Raw genomic sequence first — 19,917 nt, forward strand, 5'->3', positions numbered from 1 at the left:
AGGAGAGACGGGTGAAGTCGCAGGTGTCAGACGAGCGCCCGCCCAGGCGCCCCCCGGTCGGCGGCCCCTGCACCACCCCGCCACTCATCGGACGCGACCGGGAACAACGGCTCTTCGGCGAACTGACGGCCGCCCTGGGCTCCGGCCGTTCCGCGCTGGTCGACGTCCACGGCGCCCCCGGCCTGGGCCGCAGCACCCTGCTGGAGCACGCCGCCGACCTCGCCCGCGGGGCCGGCGTCCACGTCGCCGCGGCCCAGGCCTCCTGGGAGGAGACGGACCTGCGCCACGGCGTCGTCGCCCAGCTGACCGCCGCGCTCGCGCCGGCCGTGGTGGACCTGCCGCCCGCCCACGACCTGCGGCCCCGCCCCGGGCTCACCGCCGAGCTGTGCCACGCCTTCCTCTCCGCCGCCCGCACCCACCCCCTGATGATCGTCGTCGACGACGTCCAATGGGCCGACACGCCCTCGCTGCGCTGGCTCCAGGCCCTGGCCCGCCGGCTGTCCGCCGCCCCGCTGCTGCTGCTGACCGCCCGCAGCACCGTCACCCCGGCCGGACCCGACGACCGCGTGGAGGTGCGCACCCTGGACGACGGACGAGCCGTCGCCCGGCACACCCTCGACCTCTCCCCCCTGTCGGCCGACGGCGTGGGCCGGATGCTGGCCGACGCGTTCGGCGAGCCCGCCGAGCCGGCCTTCCGGGACGCGGCGGCCCGCGTCACCGACGGCAACCCCGCCGTGCTCCGCGCGGTCGCCGCACGGTTCGCCCGGCACGGCTGGAAACCGCGCGTGGACCACCTCCCGCACCTGATCGACAGCGCCGCCGAGGTCGTCCGCGAACGCGCCGCCAGAACCCTGACCGCCCTCCCCGGCGAACTGCTCGACGTCCTGCGCGCCATCGCCGTCTGCGGGCCGGCCGCCACCGCCGACACCGTCGCCGCCATCGCGGCACCCCGGACCATGAGCACCCGCCGCGCCCTGGAACTGCTGTGCGGCACCGGCCTGCTGACCGGCCCCGACCGCCCCGCCTTCCGCGAGCCCAAGGCCGCCGACGTGGTCCTCGCCCGCATGAGCGCCGAACGCCGCGAGGAGCTGTACGCCCGCGCCGCCGAACGCGCCCAGCGCGCCGCCGTCCCCGACGGCGCGCTCGCCGGCATGCTGCTCGGCGCACGCGTGCTCGGCGCCTCCTGGGCGGTGGACGTCCTGCGCCGGGAAGCCGCCCGCCACCGCGCCACCCGCAGACCCGCCGAAGCGGCCCGCCTGCTGCAGCGCGCCCTGCGCGAACCCATGGCCCCGCACCTGAGAGTGCGCACCCTCGCCGAACTCGCCGCCGCCGTCCTGCCCTCCGCGCCCGAGGCCGCCGACCGCCACCTGCGCCAGGCCCTGCTCACCCCCGCCGACGCCGCAGCCGGCCCCGCCTGGGTACGCGCCGCCGACCTGCTCGTCGCCCGCGGCGACGTCGGCGCCGCCCAGCCCCTCATCGCCCAGGTCGCCGCCCGCCCCCAGCTGCGCGCCCCCGAACAGGCGGCGCTGCGCGCGCTGTACTGGCTCAGCGAACACGGCCAGTGCGACACCGCCCACGCCCTGGACCGGCCCCCCATGCCCCCGCTCGCCGACCACCCCGAGCACCCCGCGGAGGCCGCCGTCGCCGCCTGGCGCGCCGCCCTCCAGGGCCGCGACATCGCCCGCACCCGCCGGCTCGCCCGCACCGCCCTGGCCCCGGCCGCCGCCGGCACCACCCCGCTGGCCGCCCAGGCCGCGGCCTGCTGCGCCCTCGTCCTCGCCGACGACTTCACCGCGGCGCACGCCGGACTCGACGCCGTCCTGCTGCGCGCCGAACACGCCGACGCCCGCGCCGTGGCCGGCGCCACCCTGGTCATCCGAGCCCTCGCCCGGCTGTACGAAGGACGGCCCGACGAGGCGTCCGCCGCCCTGGACCGCGCCCAGGAACTGATGCCCCCGCACTGCTGGCACCCCCGCATGACCTCCCTCCTCGTCGCCCTGAAGACGCTGATCTACCTGGAGAACGGCAACGTCCCCAACGCCGAGCGGTCCATCGGGCTCGCCCGCACCGGCTGCGCCGAGGGCGGCCTCGGCTGGGCCTTCCTGCTCTACGCGCGTGGCCGCACCCGTCTGGCCGCCGGACACCGCGACCAGGCCCTGGCCGACCTGCTGGAATGCGGCCGCCTCCTGCTCGCCCGGCAGGCGGCCAACCCCGCCCTGCTGCCCTGGCGTTCGGCCGCGGCCGCCGCCCGCGGTTCCGACCCCCACGACGGCACCGCCGCCGCCCTGCTGGCCGAGGAACGCCGCCTCGCCCTGTCCTGGGGCGCACCCGGCGTGCTCGCCAGGACCCTGTTCGCCACCGGGGGGACCGGCGGCCCCGCACTCCTGCGCCCGGGGACCGCGACACCGGCCGGCTGGCAGTACCGGCAGGCCCTCGTCGCCCTGGCCACGGCACCGCTCTCCGGCCCGGACACCATCGGCCCCCTGCTCAGCAGCCAGGCCCGGGCCGGCGAAGCCGGGGCGCCCGGCCCCGAGCACCCCCCGGCCGAGGACACCGCCCCGCCCGCCCGCACCCCCGCACCACCCGGCACCCTCACCGGCGCCGAACTGCGCGTCGCCACCCTGGCCGTCCAGGGGCTCGCCAACCGGGCCATCGCCACCGAGCTCGCGGTGACGCCGCGCACCGTCGAACTCCACCTGACGAAGGTGTACCGCAAATTGGGCATCCAAGGACGCCCCGAGCTGGCCGACGCGCTGGGACGCGCACCGAGGGAGAACCCATGACACCCCTGCTCGACCGGCGGCACGAGCTGGACCTGATCACCGCGGCCCTGGAGGCCGCCGAAGCCGGTGCCGGCGGCTCGCTGCTGGCCGTGACCGGCGGCATGGGCATCGGCAAGAGCGCCCTGCTGCGGGCCCTGCCCGCCCTCGCCGAGCGGCGCGGCATCCAGGCGCTGACCGCGAGCGGCGCGGCGCTCGAGCGCGACTTCGCCTTCGGCGTGGTCGCCCAGCTCCTCGAACCCCTGCGGCCCGACGCCCTCCTCGACCCGCCCGGCGACGACCCGCACGGCGAACTCCTCGCCCTCGTCGCCGACCGCAGCGCGCACAAGCCCCTGCTGCTGCTCGTCGACGACCTCCACTGGGCCGACGCGCCCTCCCTGCGCTGGCTCGGCTACCTCGCCAAACGGCTGACGAACCTGCGCGTCACCGTCGTCGTCGCCGTCCGCGAGGGCGACCCCGGCGCCGAGGAACCCCGCATCCACGACATCACCGACCGCGCCGCCCACATCCTGCGCCCCTGCCCCCTGAGCCCCGCCGGCACGGCCGCGCTCGCCGCCGACCGCTTCGGCCGCCCCGCCGACCCCGAGTACGCCTCGGCCCTCCACGAGGCCACCGGCGGCCACCCGATGCTCCTGAGCGCCACCCTGACCGCCCTCGCCGGCACCGGCGACCCCGTCGCGGCCCAGGCCCACACCGTCCGCGCACCGCGCCTGCCCGCCCTGCGCGACCGCCTCGCCGTGGCGCTGCGCTCCCAGCCCGGCCCCGTACAGGAGCTGGCCAAGGCCCTGGCCGTCCTGGACGAGGACACCGACCCCGAACTCGTCGGCCGCCTCGCGGGACTGGACGACACGGGCCGCGAGGAGGCCGCGCGCGGACTGCACCGGCTCGGGCTGCTCGCCGACGGAGTGGACCTCGCCTTCGTCCACCCGGCCGTGCGCGACGCCGTCGAAGAGCTGATGACGCCCGCCGAACAGGAGGACATCCACGTCTACGCCGCCCTCCTCCTGCACAGCGGCGGACACCCCGCCGAACGGGCCGCCGCCCAGCTCCTCGCGGCGACCTCCTGCCAGGACGCCTGGGCCGTCCAGGTCCTGCGGGCCGCCGCGAGCGCGGCCCTGCGCCGCGGCGCGCCCGAGGACGCCGCCCGCTACCTGCGCCGCGCCCTGCTGGGCAGCGCGCCCACCGGATGCGAGCGGGCCGCCCTCCTCGTCGACCTGGCCACCATCGAGCGGTCCTTCGACCCGCCCGCCGCGGTCCGGCACATCTCCCAGGCCCTGCTGCTGCTCCCCTCCGCCGCACAGCGCGCCAAGGCCGCCGTCCGCATCCCCCCGTCCCTGCTCGGCAGCTCCCCCCGGCCCACCGTCGAAGCGGTCTCCGGGCTCGCCGCCGAACTGGGCGACCCCGGGCTGCTCACCGGCGACGACCGCGAGCTGGCCCTGCGCCTGGAGGCGCGGCTGCGCCACGTGGCCGTGGTCGGACCGGGCCAACTGCCCCTGTGCGCCGACCGCCTGCGGGCCATGGGACCCGCACCGCGGCTGTGCACCGCCGCCGAGCGCGAGCTGGTCACCGTGCTGCTGCACGGCACCACCATGTCGCAGGGCATGTCCGCGGCGGAGGTGGCGCCGCTGGCCAACCGCGTCCTGCAGTACGAGCCCGCCTCCCCCGAGCACGCCCACACCGCCCTGCCCCTGCTGACCAACACCCTCATCGCCGCCGACTCCCTCGAGGCCATCGGGCCCTGGCTCGAGACCGCGCGCGACCGGGCCCGCCGGGACCACGCCACCGTTCCCCAAGCCGTGACGGCCGTCGAACTCACCCATGTGAGGCTCGCCCAGGGCCGCCTCGCGGAGGCCCGGGCCTGCGCGGACGAGGCGCTCGAACTGGGCGCGGCCGACTGGGCGACCCTCCAGGGCATGACCGCCGTGGTCATGCTCGCCATCGAGAGCCGCGACAGCGAACTGGCCCGCCGCCTGCTGGCCTTCCGCCGCGAGGGCGCCGACCACGGCTACCGCCCCTCCTCCCTCCAGCTCATCCGCGGCTCGTCCGCCGCCCAGCGCGGCGACCTGCCCACCGCCCTCGAGTACTTCCTGGACTGGGGCCGCTCGGCCGAGCGCGCCGACTGGCGCAACCCCGCCGTCTTCCCCTGGCGGGCGTGGGCGGCGGGGCTGCACTATCGCATGGGCGACACCCACCGGGCCCACGACCTCATCGAGGAGGAATACGCCCGCGCCGTGGCCTGGGGCACCCCCGTCGCCATCGGCCGCGCCCAGCGCGTCAAGGGCGCCCTCACCACGGGGGAGCGCGGCATCGAGCTGCTGCGCGAGTCCGCGGCGACCCTGGCGGCCTCCGTCAACGCCATGGAGCGGGCCCGGACCTCCCTGCTGCTCGGCCGGCGGCTGCTGCGCGCCGGGCTGTCCGAGGCCGAGACCCAGCTGCGCCTGGCCCGCGACCAGGCGCTTGCCTGCGGTGCGTCCTGGCTCGCCGAGGGAGCCGACCGGGAACTGCAGAACTTCGCCAGCTCCACGGCCTCGGTCGCCGTCGCAGCGCTGACCCGCACCGAACGGCGCGTCGCCGGGTTCGCCGCGCACGGGGCGTCCAACAAGGAGATAGCCGAGTGGCTGGAGGTCAGTTCGCGGGCGGTGGAGAAGCACCTCACCCACGCCTACCGGAAGCTGAACGTGGCCGGCAGGTCCCAGCTCGCCGCCATGGCCCACCTGCTGCCCAGCTCGGCCGCCAACTCCGGGCGCCCCTGACCCGGCGCGGTGGCCCCCGCCCTCCCCGGCGGACCGTACCGAACCGTACCGAACCGAAGTCCCGGCCGGCCCGTGGGAACCGAACCCCCGCGTCGGCCCCCACAGGGTTAACGCCGCCGGTGTCCGAAGTCGTTGACAGCCTTCTCGGCGCCTCCATACGGTCGTTCCGGCGGCTGACAGCGTTGTCTCGGCGCGCCGTGAACGACTCGTGCGTATGTGAAGTGCCGTCGGCAGGGCCGAAGAGGAGTCCGGGCGGCGCGCTCCCCTGAAAGGCGGGACATGACCCAGGGCGTGCCGGTGGCCTTCCCCACTGCTCGTGGGAACGCTTTCGACCCGCCGGTCCCGGCCCGGGAATCCAGCGCGAAGGAGCCGCTCACCCGGCTGCGTTTCACCGACGGCCGCCTCGGCTGGCTCGCCACCGGACATGCCACCGCCCGCGCCGTGTTAACCGACCCCCGGTTCGGTGCCCGGGGGGAGAACGAGCATCCGGCGGTGCCGCGCGCCGTCACCCTGGCCGAATTCCCGGCCGCCCCGCCGGGCATGCCGGTCCGGCCGGAGAACCTCGAGCACCAGCGCTACCGCACCCTGCTCGCTGGCCAGTTCACCGCCCACCGCATCCGCCGGCTCACCGAACGGACCGAGAAGGCCGCGGGAGAGCTGCTGGACGCCATGGAGCGCGCGGGCTCCCCGGCCGATCTCCTCGCCCACTACGCCCTGCCGCTGCCCGCCCTGCTGATCTGCGAACTGCTGGGAGTGCCGCACGCCGACCGGGAGCGCTTCGGGCACGACGCCGCCGTCTGGAGCGGCCACGGCACCTCCGCCGAGGAGATCACCGCCGCCTTCGCCTCGCTCGGCGCGTACCTCCACCGGCTCGTCGAGCTCAAGCGCGCCCGGCCCGGCGACGACGTCCTCAGCGGCCTGATCGACGCCGACCCCGCCCTCACCGACGAGGAACTGGCCGCGCTGGCCTTCCTGCTGCTGCTCGCCGGCCACGAGACCACCGCCCACCAGCTCGGCCTCGGCGTCTTCGCCCTCCTCGGCGCTCCGGACCAGCTCGCCGCGCTGCGCGCCGACCGCTCACTGACCGACGGCGCCGTCGAGGAACTGCTGCGCTATCTGAGCGTCGTCCACCACGGCCCGACCAGGGCGGCCCGGCAGGACGTCGACGTCTGCGGCACCACGGTGCGGGCCGGCGAGGTCGTCGTGGTCAGCCTCGCCGCCGCCAACCGCGACCCCGGGCGGTTCCCCGACCCCGAACGCCTCGACGTCACCCGCGACGCCACCGGCCACCTCGCCTTCGGCCACGGCATCCACCGGTGCCTGGGTGGACAGCTCGCCCGCATCGCGCTGCGCGCCGGCCTCACCGCCCTCCTCGACCGCTTCCCCGGCCTGCGCCTGGCCGTACCGGCCGCGGAGGTCCCCCTCCGGCACGACGCCCAGGTCCACGGCGTCCTGCGGCTTCCGGTCGCCTGGTAGCGGCGGCCCGCCCGCCCCCGGCCCCACAGACCACCACGCTTCACCAAGGCCGCAACCCCGGCGGCCCGTCAGCAGTATCCGAAAGGTCAGGTATCCCCGCATGGTCATGAACCAGCACCTCTCGCGCCGCCGCCTGCTGGGCATGGCGGCCCTGAGCGCCGCCGCCCTCACCGGAGCGACGACGATCAGCACCGCCTCGCGCGCGCACGCCGCCACCAGGGCGGACGACGGCTCCTTCGTGCCGGCCGTGGTCATCGGCACCGGCTACGGCGCGGCCGTCTCCGCGCTGCGCCTGGGCGAGGCCGGCGTCGAGACGCTGATGCTCGAGATGGGGCAGCAGTGGGACAAGCCGGGAGCGGACGGCAACACCTTCTGCAACATGCTCAAGCCCGACGAGCGCTCCAGCTGGTTCAAGAGCCGCACCGAGGCCCCGCTCGGCTCGTTCCTGTGGTTCGACGTCGTCAACAAGAACATCACCCCGTACGCGGGCGTCCTGGACCGGGTCAACTTCGACCAGATGTCCGTGTACGTCGGACGCGGCGTCGGCGGCGGTTCGCTGGTCAACGGCGGCATGGCCGTGGTGCCCAAGCGCTCGTACTTCGAGGAGGTCCTGCCGCGGGTCGACGCCGCCGAGATGTACGACCGGTACTTCCCGCGCGCCAACTCCACGCTCAGGGTCAACCACATCGACAAGGGCTGGTTCGAGGACACGGAGTGGTACAAGTTCGCCCGCGTCTCGCGGGAGCAGGCCGGCAAGGCCGGCCTGGGCACCACCTTCGTCCCCAACGTCTACGACTTCGACTACATGCGGCGCGAAGCGGCCGGTGAGGTGCCGAAGTCCGCGCTGGGCACCGAGGTCATCTACGGCAACAACCACGGCAAGCTCAGCCTCGACAAGACCTACCTCGCCTCGGCCCTGGGCACCGGCAAGGTGACCATCCGCACGATGCACACGGTCAAGGCCATCGGCCGGCAGCGCGACGGCTCCTACGTCCTGACGGTCGAGGAGAAGGACGCCTACGGCAAGCGGCTCGCCACCAAGCAGATCACCTGCACCTATCTCTTCCTCGGCGCCGGCAGCCTCGGCTCCACCGAACTCCTGCTGCGCGCCCGCGAGACCGGCGCGCTGCCCGACCTCAGCGGCGAGGTCGGCGCGGGCTGGGGCCCGAACGGCAACATCATGACGGCCCGCGCCAACCACATGTGGAACCCCACCGGCGCCAAGCAGTCCTCGATCCCCGCCCTGGGCATCGACGACTGGAACAACGCCGCCGCCCCCGTCTTCGCCGAGATCGCCCCCATGCCGGCCGGCCTGGAGACCTGGGTCAGCCTCTACCTGGCGATCACCAAGAACCCCGAGCGCGGCACCTTCGTGTACGACAGCGCCAACGACCGGGCGAACCTGCGGTGGACCCGCGACCAGAACACCCCCGCGGTCAACGCCGCCAAGTCGCTCTTCGACCGGATCAACAAGGCCAACACGACGATGTACCGGTACGACCTCTTCGGCGCCAAGCTCAAGAACTTCGCCGACGACTTCTGCTACCACCCGCTCGGCGGCTGCGTCCTCGGCAAGGCCACGGACCTCTACGGCCGGGTCTCCGGATACCGCAACCTCTATGTGACGGACGGGTCCCTCATCCCGGGCTCCATCGGCGTGAACCCCTTCGTGACCATCACGGCCCTGGCGGAGCGCAACATCGAGCGCATCATCCAGCAGGACGTCTCGGCTTCCTGACGAACGCGTCCGCCGTCCCGCCCGGTACGCGACCGGGCGGGACGGCGGACGGCGGCCGACGTGCTTACGACGTCTGCAGATCGCTCAGGACGCTGCCGTCGTGCGCGACCCAGTCCGTGAAGGCCGACGCGCCCGTGCCCCTGCCGCGGGCGCTGCTGAGCCGGCCGTCCATGCCGAGCACGACCACGACCGGGCGCCCCTTGGCGTCCTGGGCGATGCCGGCCGTCCCGCGGTGCGGCACGCCCCCGTCCTGCCAGGGGCCCGGGCGGCCCGCGCCGGCGGACAGCCGCATCATGCCCTTGCCGTCGCGGGCGGCGAGCACCGTGGTGCCGCCCACCTGGGCCAGCGCGACCCGGCCGTAGCCCGCGATGGACCGGCCCTGGGCGGTCACCCGCCAGCCGCCCTCCGCCTGCCGGTCGGCGATCACCACACGGGCGGTGGTCGGCTGGCGCACGGCCAGGCGCACGCCCCCGCCGGAGAGCGGGGCCAGGGTCAGCGGTCCGGTGGCGGCGGGCAGCCGGGTCGGGCCGGCCGGCTCCAGCGGCGCGCCGGGTCCGGCGGACATCCAGTGGTGGACGGTCTTGGTGTCGGCGGCGACCACGTGGACGCGGCCCTTGGCGTCGACCACGGCGTCCAGGCCGTCCTCCACCCGTACCGGCCGGTCCGTGTCGGTGGCCAGTTCCTCCCACTCCGTCCAGTCCCGGCCGCCCGCGCCGGAGCGCACACTCACGCCGCCGGCCCAGTTCTTGACGAAGACGTGGACGGTGCCGTCCTGCTCCTCCACCGCGACGGGGTAGCCCATCTCCATCGACCGCCCGGGCTCGTCCTCGGGCGCACCGAGCGACTCCCAGGAGCCGAAGGACGGGGCACCGCCCGGCGTCGCGCCGGTCTGGGCCGCGGTCACGATCTCGCGCCGGTGCGCCGAGTCCGGCGTCGGCAGGACCGTCCGCACCGAGAACAGCCGCAGCGTGCCGTCGGCGCGGCGCAGAGCCTGGATCTGGCCTTCGAGCATGGAGCCGCCGGCCGGCACGGCCTTGGACCAGATGCCGTTGCCGGCCCTGGTCTCGGTCCAGCACTGCGCCTGGCCGTCGAGGATCGCGAAGGCCGCGAGCCGGCCGTCGGTGAGCGGCTGCACCCACCGCTGGGTTCCGGTGGCCCGGTGGCGGAGGTTGTCCGACCAGCGGGTGTCCTTCGAGCGGTTGCCCACCTTGCGGTCGCCGCAGCCGGCCGGGTCGCCGCAGTCCCTGCCGTCGGCCCAGCCGTAGATGTCGAGTATCTCGACCTTGTGGGCGGTGGTGGCCGCGTCGAGGCTGTTGGGCAGCGTCGCCACCTCGTAGCCGACGTAGCTGTCCACGGCCGTGGGCCGCGCGTGCTTGCGGCCCCAGTACTGGGCCAGGGCGGCCTGCGCGAAGTGGGCGGAGGCCGTGTGGTCCTGGTGGTCGTGGGTGGATATGCCCTGCAGGACGGGCGGGGTGTCGGCGTAGTGCGGCTGCTTCGGCAGGTGCGTGGGGTTCGGGTCGAGGGTCCGTACGACCGTCGGCTGGTAGCGCTCCAGCACGGCCGTCAGGGAGTCGACGACCTGCTGACGGCTGTACTGGAAGGTGCGCTCGACCGGGCTCGCGGCGGGCACGAGCGTGGTGAGGCCCGGGGTGGCCCCGAGCCACAGACCGCGCAGGCTGTCCTTGCGCGGCGCCCGCATCACCCGCGCCTCGACGAGCTCCATGAAGATCAACTGGACCTGCGGAGCGGCCTTGAGGGTCTGCAGCTCGACCTCGAAGCCGGGCAGGAGCGTCGTCTTCTCCACCGTCCACGGGCTGAGCCAGTCGCCGGTGGCCATGTGGGCGGTCGCCTCACGCAGGCCGTTGATCCGCGCGCGGACGAACTCGGCGCGCTTCTCGGGCAGCTGGGCGTAACCGGGGCTGCGGCTGAGGGCGTTGCGGCCGTCGGACTCGCCGCCGGTCATGCAGACGGTCACGGCGGGGGCGCCGCTGCGTATGGCCTGCTCCAGCTCCGGGTTCATGAAGTACAGGGAGTCGTCGGCGTGGGCCATGATGTGGACGAACGACTCGGAGAGCGCGGCCTTCGCCGGCCGCGCCGAGAACTCCTTGGAGCTGCGGCCCCCCTGTGCGTCGGGGGCCAGCCACTGCCAGGCACCCACCGCGCCCGTTCCGACGACCAGGCCGCCACCGGCCGCTTGGAGCATGCGCCGACGCGGTATTCGCCCTGGCACAGGCGTATCTCCCATCCCCTGCGCCAAGTGAGCGCGGTAGTACGCGGAAGCGGGCGATTAGCACTTAATCGCCCGCTGATCAAGAGTTCGATCTTATGATCCGCAACCCCCTGTTTCCCTGCGGTCGTGTAACAGCCGTGCCACGGCGAGGCATAGATTCCCAGGCGATCAGGCAACGCGATGCCCGGTGCTGTGGGGTCACTACCGTGGGTTACGACGGGTCCCGCTGGTGGGGCGTGCGGTGTCGGGCGGCTCAGTCCTCGGCGTCGTCCAGCTCCCCCGCGTCATGGACGAGCAGGGCGATCTGCACACGGTTGTTCAGACCGAGCTTGGTCAGGATGCGGGAGACATGCGCCTTGACCGTCGCCACGCTCATGTACAGCGCGGCGGCGATGTCCGCGTTGGACTGCCCGCGGCCCACGGCCACCGCGACCTCCCGCTCACGCTCGCCCAGCCCGGCCAGCCGGGCCCGCGCCCGGCTGCCGCGGGCGTCCTGCCCCCGCTCCGTGACCTGGGCGATGAGCCGGCGGGTCACGGTGGGGGAGAGGACCGGGGCACCGGCCGCCACGCGGCGCACCGCCTCCACGATCTCGGCGGGCGGGGTGTCCTTGAGCACATAGCCCGCCGCGCCGGCACGCAGCGCCCTCAGCACGAGCTCGTCCGCGTGGAAGGTGGTCAGGACGATCACCTCCGGGGCCCGGTCGCGCCCGCGCAACCGCTCGGTGGCGGCCAGCCCGTCCATCGACGGCATGCGGATGTCCATCAGCACCACATCGGGCTCGAGCCGGTCGACGAGCGCGGCGACCTCGCTGCCGTCCGCGCCCTCGCCCACGATCCGGATGTCCGCGAGCCCGCCCATCATGAACGACAGCCCGGCCCGCACGAGCGGATCGTCGTCGACCAGGAGCACACGGATCGGCGGGGACTGCGCCTCGGGCGGGGCCCCGGACCCTGCGGGAGACTGCGGTGGCGGTGACGCGTTCATGGCCGCCACGGTATCCAGCCCCGGAGCAGGAAACCGCCGCCGGGGGCGGGGCCGTGTTCCAGCCGTCCACCCGCCAGGGCGGCCCGTTCGGCAAGCCCGATCAAGCCTTGTCCGGAACCGGGGACGGCCGGGGCCCCGTCCTTCGCCGCCACGCTTGCGGGGTTGCCCACCTCGACCGTCAGCCCTCTTTCCGGGGAACCTTCGACGACAACCGTGACCTCGCAACCGGGCGCGTGCTTGCGGGCGTTGGTCAGACCCTCCTGCACGATCCGGTAGACGGTGCGGCCCGTCGCGGCCGGCACGGCCGCCGGATCGGCGACCCGCTGCTCGAAGACGACCGCCGCCCCCGCCTGCCGTGACTCCTCGACCAGCCCCTCCAACGCCGTGAGCGTGGGCTGGGGCCGGCCCGGATCGCCGGCGTCGGCACCGGTGGGTGCCCGCAGCACACCGATCACCTCCCGCAGCTCCTGCAGCGCCTGATGCGCGCTGGCGCGGATCACCCCCGCGACCCGCGCCACCTCCACGGGGCTGGCGTCCGCCCGGAACTCCAGCGCTCCCGCGTGCACGCACAGCAGCGACAGCCGGTGCGCCAGCACGTCGTGCATCTCCCGTGCGATGCGCTCCCGCGCCTGCCGCTGCGCCCGCTCGGCGCGCAGCGCCGCCTCCTCCTCGGCGCGCTGCGCCCGCTCGCGCAGCGACAGCAGCAACTGCCGCCGGGAGCGTACGAACATGCCCCAGCCGATCGGGGTCAGCACCAGCAGCGTCCCGATGACCGCCGACGCCATGAACGTCAGATCGCGGTCGGGGCGCACGACGGCCGAGACCAGGGTGCTCACCAGCGCGAGCGCGCCCACCGACGCGGTCACCTTGAAGGGCCGGTGGACGGCGACGGTGAAGACCGCCACCAGCATCGCGCCGGCCGAGGGCGGAGAGACGGCGTTCACCGCCGCCAGCGCCACGGCCAGCCCCACGGGCCACCGCCGGCGCGTCCACAACGCCGTGACCGCGAGGGCGCCGACGATCTGATCGGCGAGGAACACCGAGGCGGAGGTGTGCGGATCCGCGCGCAGCGGCTCGGCGGCGAGCAGCCCCACCACCGCGGCCACGGCGAGGCAGAGGATGTCGACGGCCCAGTCGCGCACCGTGCGCCGGGAGCGGCCCGCGGCCGCGCCGCTCCCCGCGGGGTCCGCGACGGCGGACGGCAGCAGCCATCCGTACTCCTGGCCCGCCGCGCGCCCCGCATCCCCGGTCGTCTTTCCGCTGCTCATGCCATCAATCTACGGACCGGACGTCCTCCGCCGGCCCGTCACGGGGTGACCGTCGACCAAAGTCGGGGAGGTCGAGACTTTGGACGCGGGCCACCCGGCTGCGTGGCTCCTTCCGTCGCGGCCGTACAGCCCTCCGGCCGACGACCGGGGCCGGGTGGCCGGACCACGATGGCGGCATGAAGAAACTCTTCGAGGGCCTCGGCGTCCTCCTCGCGCTGCAGGGCCTGGCCGGCATCCTCCACGACACCACCGGCTGGTTCCGGGACTTCGGCCTCCTCCGCCACCTGGGCTTCCTCCACGGCCACGAGATATACGCCGGCGGGGTGCTCGTGGTGCTGGGCGTGGCCCTCGTCCTGGCCTCGGACGCCGCCGGGCGGGCCGAGGCCCGCAGCCGTCGCTGACGGCGCCGGCACGGCCGATATCGCGCCAGCTCATTCCGCTCTGTGGCCTTCCTGCCGGGCGTGGCTAAGTTGGAGCCCGGCGCGACAACTCGGCACATCGACGATCGAGGAGTTTGCATGCCTGTCTCCACCGCTCCCGGCACCAAGTGGGGCAACTGGACCAACCTGCAGGGCTCCGTACACGGCGAGCCCTCGGCGGCCCTCAACTCCGACAACCGCGTCCAGGCCTTCGTGCAGGGCGGGGGCAACTCGCTGTGGACGATATGGGAGACGCGCGACCGGGGCTGGTCCTCGTGGCTGCGGCACGAAGGCACGCGGATCGCGGGCGCGCCCAGCGCGATCCGCGGCAGGGACGGACGGATCCGCGTCTTCTACCGCACCCCGGACGGCCATCTGGAAGCGGTCACCCAGGGCGTCGTCAACGGTGGCTTCGCCCCGCCGCAGCGCATCGTCACCAACATCGGGGGCGACCCGGCCGCCGCGCTCAACTCCGACGGACGCCTGCAGATCTTCTTCCGGGGCACCGACGGCGCCCTGTGGTACACGCGCAACCAGGCGCTGAGCTATGAGTCGTACACGGCCCCCGCCTCGCTGGGCGGCGCGATCTTCGCGACCCCCTCGCCCGTTCTCGACGGCTCCGGACGGATCGTCGTGGCCGTCAGGGGCGCCGACGACACGCTGCACACCATTCAGCAGAAGGCGTCGAACGCCGCCGACGCCTGGGACGCGTTCCAGCGACAGACCACCGGGGTCACCAGCCGCCCCTCGGCGATCGCGGACGCCGCGTCGCGGGTCCACATCTTCTACCGGGGGTCCGACGGCTCGGCCTGGCGCGTGGGGCAGAGCGACGACTACGACAACTGGCAGCGCTCGGCCTCGCTCAAGGGGCAGATAACCGACCGGCCGACCGCGTGCCTAGGGCAGGACGGCCGCATCACCGTCCTCGCCAAGGGTACGGACAGGACGCTGCTGGTCACGGTGCAGACGTCGGCGAACGGCGCTGCCTATGAGGAGTTCCGGTCGCTCGACGGCGAGATCGGGGACGTCCACGTCAGTCCGGTGATCATGAACCGGGTGGGGTTGCTCTATGTCTTCACCCAGGGCTCCGGACCCGAGCGCAACCTCTGGCTGCAGCGCCAGAACTGGGCCTAGGAGCAGGAGCGCGGCGAGGCCCGGCCCGGCCTCGCCGCGCGGGTCCGGCCGGCTCCGCCCGGGTCAGGCAGGGGCAGACAGGTCGCGGTCGTTGAGGATCCGGTGGAAGAGGAGGTGGTCCCGCCACTGCCCGTCGATGTGCAGGTAGTTCCGTGCCGTGCCGATCAGTTCGAAGCCGCACTTGGCCAACACCCGCTGGGAAGCGGAGTTGCTGACGACCGTCCCGGCCTCGATCCGGTGCAGTCCCAGCCGTTCGCCGGCGTCCTGGCACACGGCGCTGACGGCGGCACTGGCCAGGCCCTTGCCCGTATGGCCGGCGGCGATCCAGTACCCGAGGTTGGTGCTGCGGAAGGCCCCCTGCACGATGTTGGACAGGTTCATCACCCCCACCACCTCGCCGCCGTCACCGGCCACCAGCACCCAGGGCATCGCCCGCCCGGCCCGCCGCAGCTGGGCCAGGTCGCGCAGCCGCTCCGCCTGTCCCTCGGCGGTGAAGAACGCCTCGTCGCGCCGTGGCTCCCAGGGCCGCAGATGTGCGCGGTTGGCGCGGTAGGCCCGGGCGAGGGCCTCGGCGTCGTCCGTGGTCACCGGGCGCAGCAGGATGCCCGGAGCGATGGTGTGCGAGCGGTCGTCAGTGATCATTCCCCTACGGTAGAACCCTCCTGACCTTGGACCGGGCGCTTCTCATACCCCGGTATCACCCCTCGGTTGGCCCCGTGGTGTGACGCCGCGCCACACACCTGCTTCCTACGTTTCCCCTCGTCACCGCAGCAGACGAGGGGAATTCACGCATGCGCCGCTTCAAGCGCACACTGGTCGCCGCAGCACTCACGACGACCGTGATGGCGGGCACGGCCGGCTGGGCCGTCGGCGGCGAGCAGACCGCCGTGACCGGCCCCCCGGCCGGCGCCGCCGCGTGGCGCGCGGACCACTTCCTGCACCGCCCGCTGCCGGATCCGGCCACCGCCACCCCGCGCGAGGTGGCGCGCTTCTTCGCCGTCCTCGACGACACGCGCCGGCACGACCTGGCGGCTCGTCACCCGCTGGTCGTCGGCAACCTCGACGGCACCCCCATACCCCTGCGGTACGAGGCCAACAGACTGGCCCTCACCGCCGAGCGCGAGCGCGAGCGGGCCCGGGCGGCCGACCGGCTGCTCCCCGCCCACGAGCGCGAGCGGGCCGGTGAGCTCGCCGGCCGGTACGAGCGTCTGCTGGCGCCGGGCCGGCAGATCCTCGCCTTCGACCCGCGCGGGCGCGGGCAGCTCGCCGAGGTCTACGGCGACTGGGCGGCGGCCCGCCGCACCGCCGTCGTCGTCCCCGGCTCGGACATCGACCTGGCCTCCTTCGACCGTACGAAGGACCGGTTCGGCACCCCCGCCGGAATGGCACGTTCACTGCTGGCCGAGATGACCCGGCAGGCGCCGGACACCCCTGCCGCCGTGATCGCGTGGGCCGGGTACACCACCCCGGTCGGCGTCGGCCTCGACGCCGCCACCGGCCGCCTCGCCGAAGCGGGTGCCGCACGCCTGGACCGCTTCCTCGCCGGCCTCTCCGCCCTCGCCCCCGCCGCACCGCCCGCCGTCTTCTGCCACAGCTACGGCTCGGTCGTCTGCGGGCTGGCCGCCCGGGGGCTGGACGGCGCCGAGGTCGCCGACGTCGTCGCCCTCGGCAGCCCCGGCATGCGCGCCGACTCGGCTTCCGCGCTGCACACCGGCGCCCGGGTGTGGGCGACGCGCCGCAACGCCGCCGACTGGATCGGCAGGGTGCCCCACCTCCGGCTCTTCGGCCTCGGCCACGGCGCCGACCCCACGTCGCCGGACTTCGGCGCCCGACTCGTCCCGTCCGACGGAGCCCACGGCCACAGCGACTACTTCGCCCCCGGCACGGGCTCGCTGCGCCACTTCGCGGAAATCGCCCTGGGCACGTACGCGGCCGTCAGCTAGCCGAAAAACGCTTTCTGCGGCCACGAAACGGCCGTCTAATGTCAAGGGCATGGCAGATCGCAACAGACCGGGCGACGGACCGCCCCCTCCTCACCACACGGGCCGCATAGCCGACGAGATCGACCCCGTACGGAAGACCGGCCCGCACCGCCTCCGCCCACTGGCCGGCGTCCTGGCCGCCACGGCCGTGTCCCTGACCGGTACGCGCGTCTCGGCGATCGCCCTGCCGTGGTTCGTCCTCGTCACCACCGGCAGCGCCACCCTCACCGGACTGGTCGCCTTCTGCGAGATGGCCCCCTACGTCCTGGTCAAGGCCCTCACGGGCCCGCTCGTCGACCGCGTCGGCCCCCGGGTCGTGTCCTGGAGCACCGACCTGGTCAGCGCGGTGGCCGTCCTGCTGATCCCGCTGACGCACAGTCTGCACGTGCTGCCCTTCTGGCTGCTGCTGACGCTGGTCGCGGTGGTGGGTGCGGTGCGCGGCCCCGGAGACCTGGCCAAGGAGATCATGGTCCCGGAGGCGGCCGACCGCAGCCGGGTGCCGCTGGAGAGGGCCACCGGCCTGGCGGGCGTCACCGAGCGCCTGGCCTCCACGGTGGGCCCGGCGGCCGGCGGCGCGCTGGTGGCCTTCATCGGCCCGCTGACCGGCCTGGTCGTCAACGCCGTGTCGTTCGCCCTCGGGTCGGTCGTCATCGCGCTGGTCCTGCCGCGCGGCATGGGCCGGCCCGTAGGCGACGACGCCGCGTCCGTCGACGGCGGGGGAGGGGCCGGCTACTGGCGGCGCCTCGGCGAGGGCTTCACGTTCCTGCGCGGTGAACGCCTGCTGCTCACCATCATCGTCATGGTGGGCATCACCAACCTGCTGGACGCGGCGTTCAACGCCGTGCTGGTGCCGGTCTGGGCGCGGGAGAGCGGCGGCGGGCCGGCGGTGATCGGGCTGACCGCCGCCACGGCCGGGATCGCGGCGGTCTGCGGCAGCCTCATCGCCGCCGCCGTGGCCCACCGGTTGCCGCGCCGGCTGGTGTTCTTCGCCGGATTCCTGCTGGCCGGTGCGCCGCGCTGGCTGATCCTCGCCTCGGGGGCCCCGGTGTGGGCGGTGGTGGCGGTGTTCGCGCTCTCCGGATTCGGCGCGGGTTTTCTCAATCCGATCCTGGGCGCGATCTCCTTCGAGCGCGTGCCGCGTCAACTCCTGGGCCGCGTACGGGCCCTGGGGGATTCATGCGCCTGGGCCGGTATTCCTCTCGGAGGATTGCTGGCGGGCGCCGCCGTGGCATCGCTCGGGCTGATGCCGGTGCTCCTGGCCGGGGCGGCGGCGTATTTCTGTACGACCAATCTGGCCGCCCTGCGACCGGAATGGAAGGAAATGGACCGTGGCCGGCGACCGCGCACGGTGTCGTCATCCGCCGACGCTCCGCATAAACCTGCAAAGGCCACCGATGCGGAATTGAATATCTGACGCGCAATCATCGATTTGTACGATCGGCCGCCTCTCCTATTGGATCAGTTGTGTGAGTCAATACCAGCAGCAGCCCGGCGTCCAGAACCCCTACGGTTACAACGCCCCGCCGCCCCAGTACTACCCGCCGTCCATGCCGCCGATGGGCCCCGCCGGCCCGCCCGAGCAGGCCCTCGCCAACCAGGGCGCCCGCCTGGGCGCCCGCGTTCTCGACATCATCTTCATGGTCGTGCCCATGCTCGTCGTGAGCCTGATCAACGTGGCGCTGATGGAGGCGTCCGGCGCCACACCCGCCATCGGAGCCGTCCTCGGCATCGCCGGCATCCTCATGGTCCTGTGCTACGAGCCGGTGCTGACCTGGAAGTACGGCGCCACGTTCGGCAAGCGCATCTGCGGTCTGCGCGTCGCCCGGCTCTCCGACGGCCAGAACCTGACCCTCGGCGCCGCGTTCGGTCGGTGGCTGGTCTACCTCCTGATCGGCTTCATCCCGCTCGGCGGCCTGATCAACGTGCTGTCCTGCTGCTGGGACAAGCCCTTCCGTCAGTGCTTCCACGACAAGGCGGCGGGCAGCGTCGTCGTGAACCGCACCGCCTGAGCACCCCGCCCGGCAGGGCCCGCCCCCGTCACAGCCGCCGCTCCACCAGGAAGCCGGTGAGCGCGAGAAGTTCGTCCGTCGCACGCGGTGCCAGCGGCACCCCGTACAGGCACTCGCGCGCGGCGGCCGCATGGCGGCGGGCCTGCGCCAGGGCGGCATCCCGGCCCCCGGCCCGCTCGACGAGCCCGGCCGCGCGGCGCGCGCCCGCGGCGTCCAGCGGGACGGCCGGGCCCAGCAGGTCCGCGAGCCGCCGGCCGGCCGGGGAATCCGTGGCCAGGGCCGTGAGCACCGGCAGGGTCTTCTTCCCCCGGAGCAGGTCCCCGTGGACCGGCTTTCCCGTCGCGCCCGGGTCGCCCCAGATCCCCAGCAGGTCGTCCACCGCCTGGAACGCCGCCCCCAGATGCCGGCCCGCCCGCGCGAGCGCGTCCACCACGAGCGGCGAGGCCCCGGCGAGCACCGGGCCCAGCGCCAGCGCGCAGCCGAGCAGGGAACCGGTCTTGCCGGCCGCCATGGCCTCGTACTCCTTCAGGTCCACGGCATCGGGGCCTGTCCACGGCCGGGCCTCGAAGAGGAGGTCGTCGGCCTGGCCCGCCACCAGTTCCCGCAGCGCCCCGGCCAGATACCGCAGGGCCGCCGCGCTCTGCCCGCCGTCCGCCGCCGCCAGCGTCTCGACGGCGAGGGCGAACAACGCGTCGCCGGCCAGCACCGCGGGGCCCGTGCCGAACGCCTTCCAGGCGCTGGCGCCGTGCCGCCGCCGCTCGTCGCGGTCCATGATGTCGTCGTGCACCAGCGAGAAGGTGTGCACCAACTCCACCGCGACCGCCCCCGCGACCCCCGCCCCCACGGGCGCGCCCGCGGCCTCGGCCCCCACGACGGCCAGGGCCTGCCGCATCCCCTTGCCGCCGGCGAAGGCGCCCGGCGTGCCCTCGGCGTCGCACCAGCCGAGCGAGAACGAGGCCATCAGCCGCGGCCAGGGGTGCAGGCCCTGCACGGCCTCCCTCAAGGCTGGTTCGACCAGCTCCCGGCAGCGCTCGAGCACATGGTGCGGGGATATCGGGGGCACCTGCAGGCCGGTCTGTGACGTCATGGCGGGGGCTTCTCTCGTCCGGTGGGATGCGGGGGCGGTGGGCACGGCCGCGAAGG

14 protein-coding genes are annotated in these 19,917 nt (G+C 74.3%); 9 read left to right on the forward strand and 5 right to left on the reverse strand.

From position 1 onward, the window contains the following. Positions 1-11 precede the first annotated feature (11 nt). The 4 genes from AB0G59_RS18835 to AB0G59_RS18850 all read left to right on the forward strand — a co-directional run bounded on the left by AB0G59_RS18835 (position 12) and on the right by AB0G59_RS18850 (position 8,747). On the forward strand, positions 12-2,783 hold the full coding sequence (locus AB0G59_RS18835) for an AAA family ATPase (protein ID WP_360912907.1): 2,772 nt from the start codon (positions 12-14) through the stop codon (positions 2,781-2,783). After that, positions 2,780-5,533, forward strand: a complete 2,754-nt coding sequence (locus AB0G59_RS18840; RefSeq protein WP_360912909.1) for an AAA family ATPase — start codon at positions 2,780-2,782, stop codon at positions 5,531-5,533. The genes AB0G59_RS18835 and AB0G59_RS18840 overlap by 4 nt, the downstream gene beginning before the upstream one ends. 279 nt (positions 5,534-5,812) lie before the next feature. Then, on the forward strand, positions 5,813-7,009 hold the full coding sequence (locus tag AB0G59_RS18845) for a cytochrome P450 (protein ID WP_360912911.1): 1,197 nt from the start codon (positions 5,813-5,815) through the stop codon (positions 7,007-7,009). A gap of 100 nt (positions 7,010-7,109) precedes the next feature. Then, positions 7,110-8,747, forward strand: coding sequence for a GMC oxidoreductase (locus tag AB0G59_RS18850; protein WP_360912913.1), 1,638 nt, complete (start codon positions 7,110-7,112; stop codon positions 8,745-8,747). 64 nt (positions 8,748-8,811) lie between these two features. Here AB0G59_RS18850 and AB0G59_RS18855 read toward each other — a convergent pair whose 3' ends face one another. The 3 genes from AB0G59_RS18855 to AB0G59_RS18865 all read right to left on the reverse strand — a co-directional run bounded on the left by AB0G59_RS18855 (position 8,812) and on the right by AB0G59_RS18865 (position 13,230). Further along, positions 8,812-10,950: a PIG-L family deacetylase gene (locus AB0G59_RS18855; RefSeq protein WP_360912915.1), complete on the reverse strand. Its 2,139-nt coding sequence runs from the start codon at positions 10,948-10,950 to the stop codon at positions 8,812-8,814. A 280-nt stretch (positions 10,951-11,230) separates the two neighbouring features. Beyond that, positions 11,231-11,962 (reverse strand): response regulator transcription factor, encoded by a 732-nt coding sequence (locus tag AB0G59_RS18860; RefSeq protein WP_360912917.1) that lies wholly within the window; start codon positions 11,960-11,962, stop codon positions 11,231-11,233. After that, entirely contained in the window at positions 11,959-13,230 is a 1,272-nt protein-coding gene (locus AB0G59_RS18865) for a histidine kinase (protein ID WP_360912919.1), read from the reverse strand. Before AB0G59_RS18865 ends, AB0G59_RS18860 begins: the two co-directional genes overlap by 4 nt. Before the next feature lie 176 nt (positions 13,231-13,406). On the opposite strand from AB0G59_RS18865, the gene AB0G59_RS18870 reads away from it, so the two are divergent. Together AB0G59_RS18870 and AB0G59_RS18875 are read left to right on the forward strand one after the other, a co-directional pair. Beyond that, positions 13,407-13,631 (forward strand): hypothetical protein, encoded by a 225-nt coding sequence (locus AB0G59_RS18870; RefSeq protein ID WP_360912921.1) that lies wholly within the window; start codon positions 13,407-13,409, stop codon positions 13,629-13,631. 117 nt (positions 13,632-13,748) lie between these two features. Continuing rightward, the gene (locus AB0G59_RS18875) at positions 13,749-14,783 is read left to right on the forward strand and encodes a hypothetical protein (protein WP_360912923.1); all 1,035 of its coding nucleotides are present in this window, start codon (positions 13,749-13,751) and stop codon (positions 14,781-14,783) included. 63 nt (positions 14,784-14,846) lie between these two features. On the opposite strand, the gene AB0G59_RS18880 is transcribed toward AB0G59_RS18875, so the two are convergent. After that, positions 14,847-15,425, reverse strand: coding sequence for a GNAT family N-acetyltransferase (locus tag AB0G59_RS18880; protein ID WP_360912925.1), 579 nt, complete (start codon positions 15,423-15,425; stop codon positions 14,847-14,849). A 149-nt stretch (positions 15,426-15,574) separates the two neighbouring features. On the opposite strand from AB0G59_RS18880, the gene AB0G59_RS18885 reads away from it, so the two are divergent. The 3 genes from AB0G59_RS18885 to AB0G59_RS18895 are packed head-to-tail and all read left to right on the forward strand — an operon-like array spanning position 15,575 to position 18,774. Further along, complete coding sequence (locus AB0G59_RS18885) at positions 15,575-16,726, forward strand: alpha/beta hydrolase (protein WP_360912927.1); 1,152 nt, start codon at positions 15,575-15,577, stop codon at positions 16,724-16,726. 49 nt (positions 16,727-16,775) lie between these two features. After that, the gene (locus AB0G59_RS18890) at positions 16,776-18,179 is read left to right on the forward strand and encodes an MFS transporter (protein ID WP_360912929.1); all 1,404 of its coding nucleotides are present in this window, start codon (positions 16,776-16,778) and stop codon (positions 18,177-18,179) included. Positions 18,180-18,231: 52 nt separating this feature from the next. Beyond that, complete coding sequence (locus AB0G59_RS18895) at positions 18,232-18,774, forward strand: RDD family protein (RefSeq protein WP_177338008.1); 543 nt, start codon at positions 18,232-18,234, stop codon at positions 18,772-18,774. A 28-nt stretch (positions 18,775-18,802) separates the two neighbouring features. On the opposite strand, the gene AB0G59_RS18900 is transcribed toward AB0G59_RS18895, so the two are convergent. Further along, positions 18,803-19,861 carry a polyprenyl synthetase family protein gene (locus tag AB0G59_RS18900; protein WP_360912931.1) on the reverse strand — a complete coding sequence of 353 codons (1,059 nt, stop codon included), beginning with the start codon at positions 19,859-19,861 and terminating at the stop codon, positions 18,803-18,805. Between the last annotated feature and the right edge of the window lie 56 nt (positions 19,862-19,917).

Origin of the sequence: Streptomyces sp. NPDC021096, assembly GCF_040641275.1 — a bacterium.
GTDB lineage: Bacteria > Actinomycetota > Actinomycetes > Streptomycetales > Streptomycetaceae > Streptomyces.

What these genes read in the sequence shown, in the direction of transcription:
- AB0G59_RS18845 (WP_360912911.1), top strand. Translation starts at nt 5,813, where the DNA reads ATGACCCAGGGCGTGCCGGTGGCCTTCCCCACTGCTCGTGGGAACGCT.
- AB0G59_RS18860 (WP_360912917.1), bottom strand. Translation starts at nt 11,962, where the DNA reads ATGAACGCGTCACCGCCACCGCAGTCTCCCGCAGGGTCCGGGGCCCCG.
- AB0G59_RS18890 (WP_360912929.1), top strand. Translation starts at nt 16,776, where the DNA reads ATGGCAGATCGCAACAGACCGGGCGACGGACCGCCCCCTCCTCACCAC.
- AB0G59_RS18850 (WP_360912913.1), top strand. Translation starts at nt 7,110, where the DNA reads ATGGTCATGAACCAGCACCTCTCGCGCCGCCGCCTGCTGGGCATGGCG.
- AB0G59_RS18870 (WP_360912921.1), top strand. Translation starts at nt 13,407, where the DNA reads ATGAAGAAACTCTTCGAGGGCCTCGGCGTCCTCCTCGCGCTGCAGGGC.
- AB0G59_RS18855 (WP_360912915.1), bottom strand. Translation starts at nt 10,950, where the DNA reads ATGCTCCAAGCGGCCGGTGGCGGCCTGGTCGTCGGAACGGGCGCGGTG.
- AB0G59_RS18865 (WP_360912919.1), bottom strand. Translation starts at nt 13,230, where the DNA reads ATGAGCAGCGGAAAGACGACCGGGGATGCGGGGCGCGCGGCGGGCCAG.
- AB0G59_RS18900 (WP_360912931.1), bottom strand. Translation starts at nt 19,861, where the DNA reads ATGACGTCACAGACCGGCCTGCAGGTGCCCCCGATATCCCCGCACCAT.
- AB0G59_RS18840 (WP_360912909.1), top strand. Translation starts at nt 2,780, where the DNA reads ATGACACCCCTGCTCGACCGGCGGCACGAGCTGGACCTGATCACCGCG.
- AB0G59_RS18885 (WP_360912927.1), top strand. Translation starts at nt 15,575, where the DNA reads ATGCGCCGCTTCAAGCGCACACTGGTCGCCGCAGCACTCACGACGACC.
- AB0G59_RS18880 (WP_360912925.1), bottom strand. Translation starts at nt 15,425, where the DNA reads ATGATCACTGACGACCGCTCGCACACCATCGCTCCGGGCATCCTGCTG.
- AB0G59_RS18875 (WP_360912923.1), top strand. Translation starts at nt 13,749, where the DNA reads ATGCCTGTCTCCACCGCTCCCGGCACCAAGTGGGGCAACTGGACCAAC.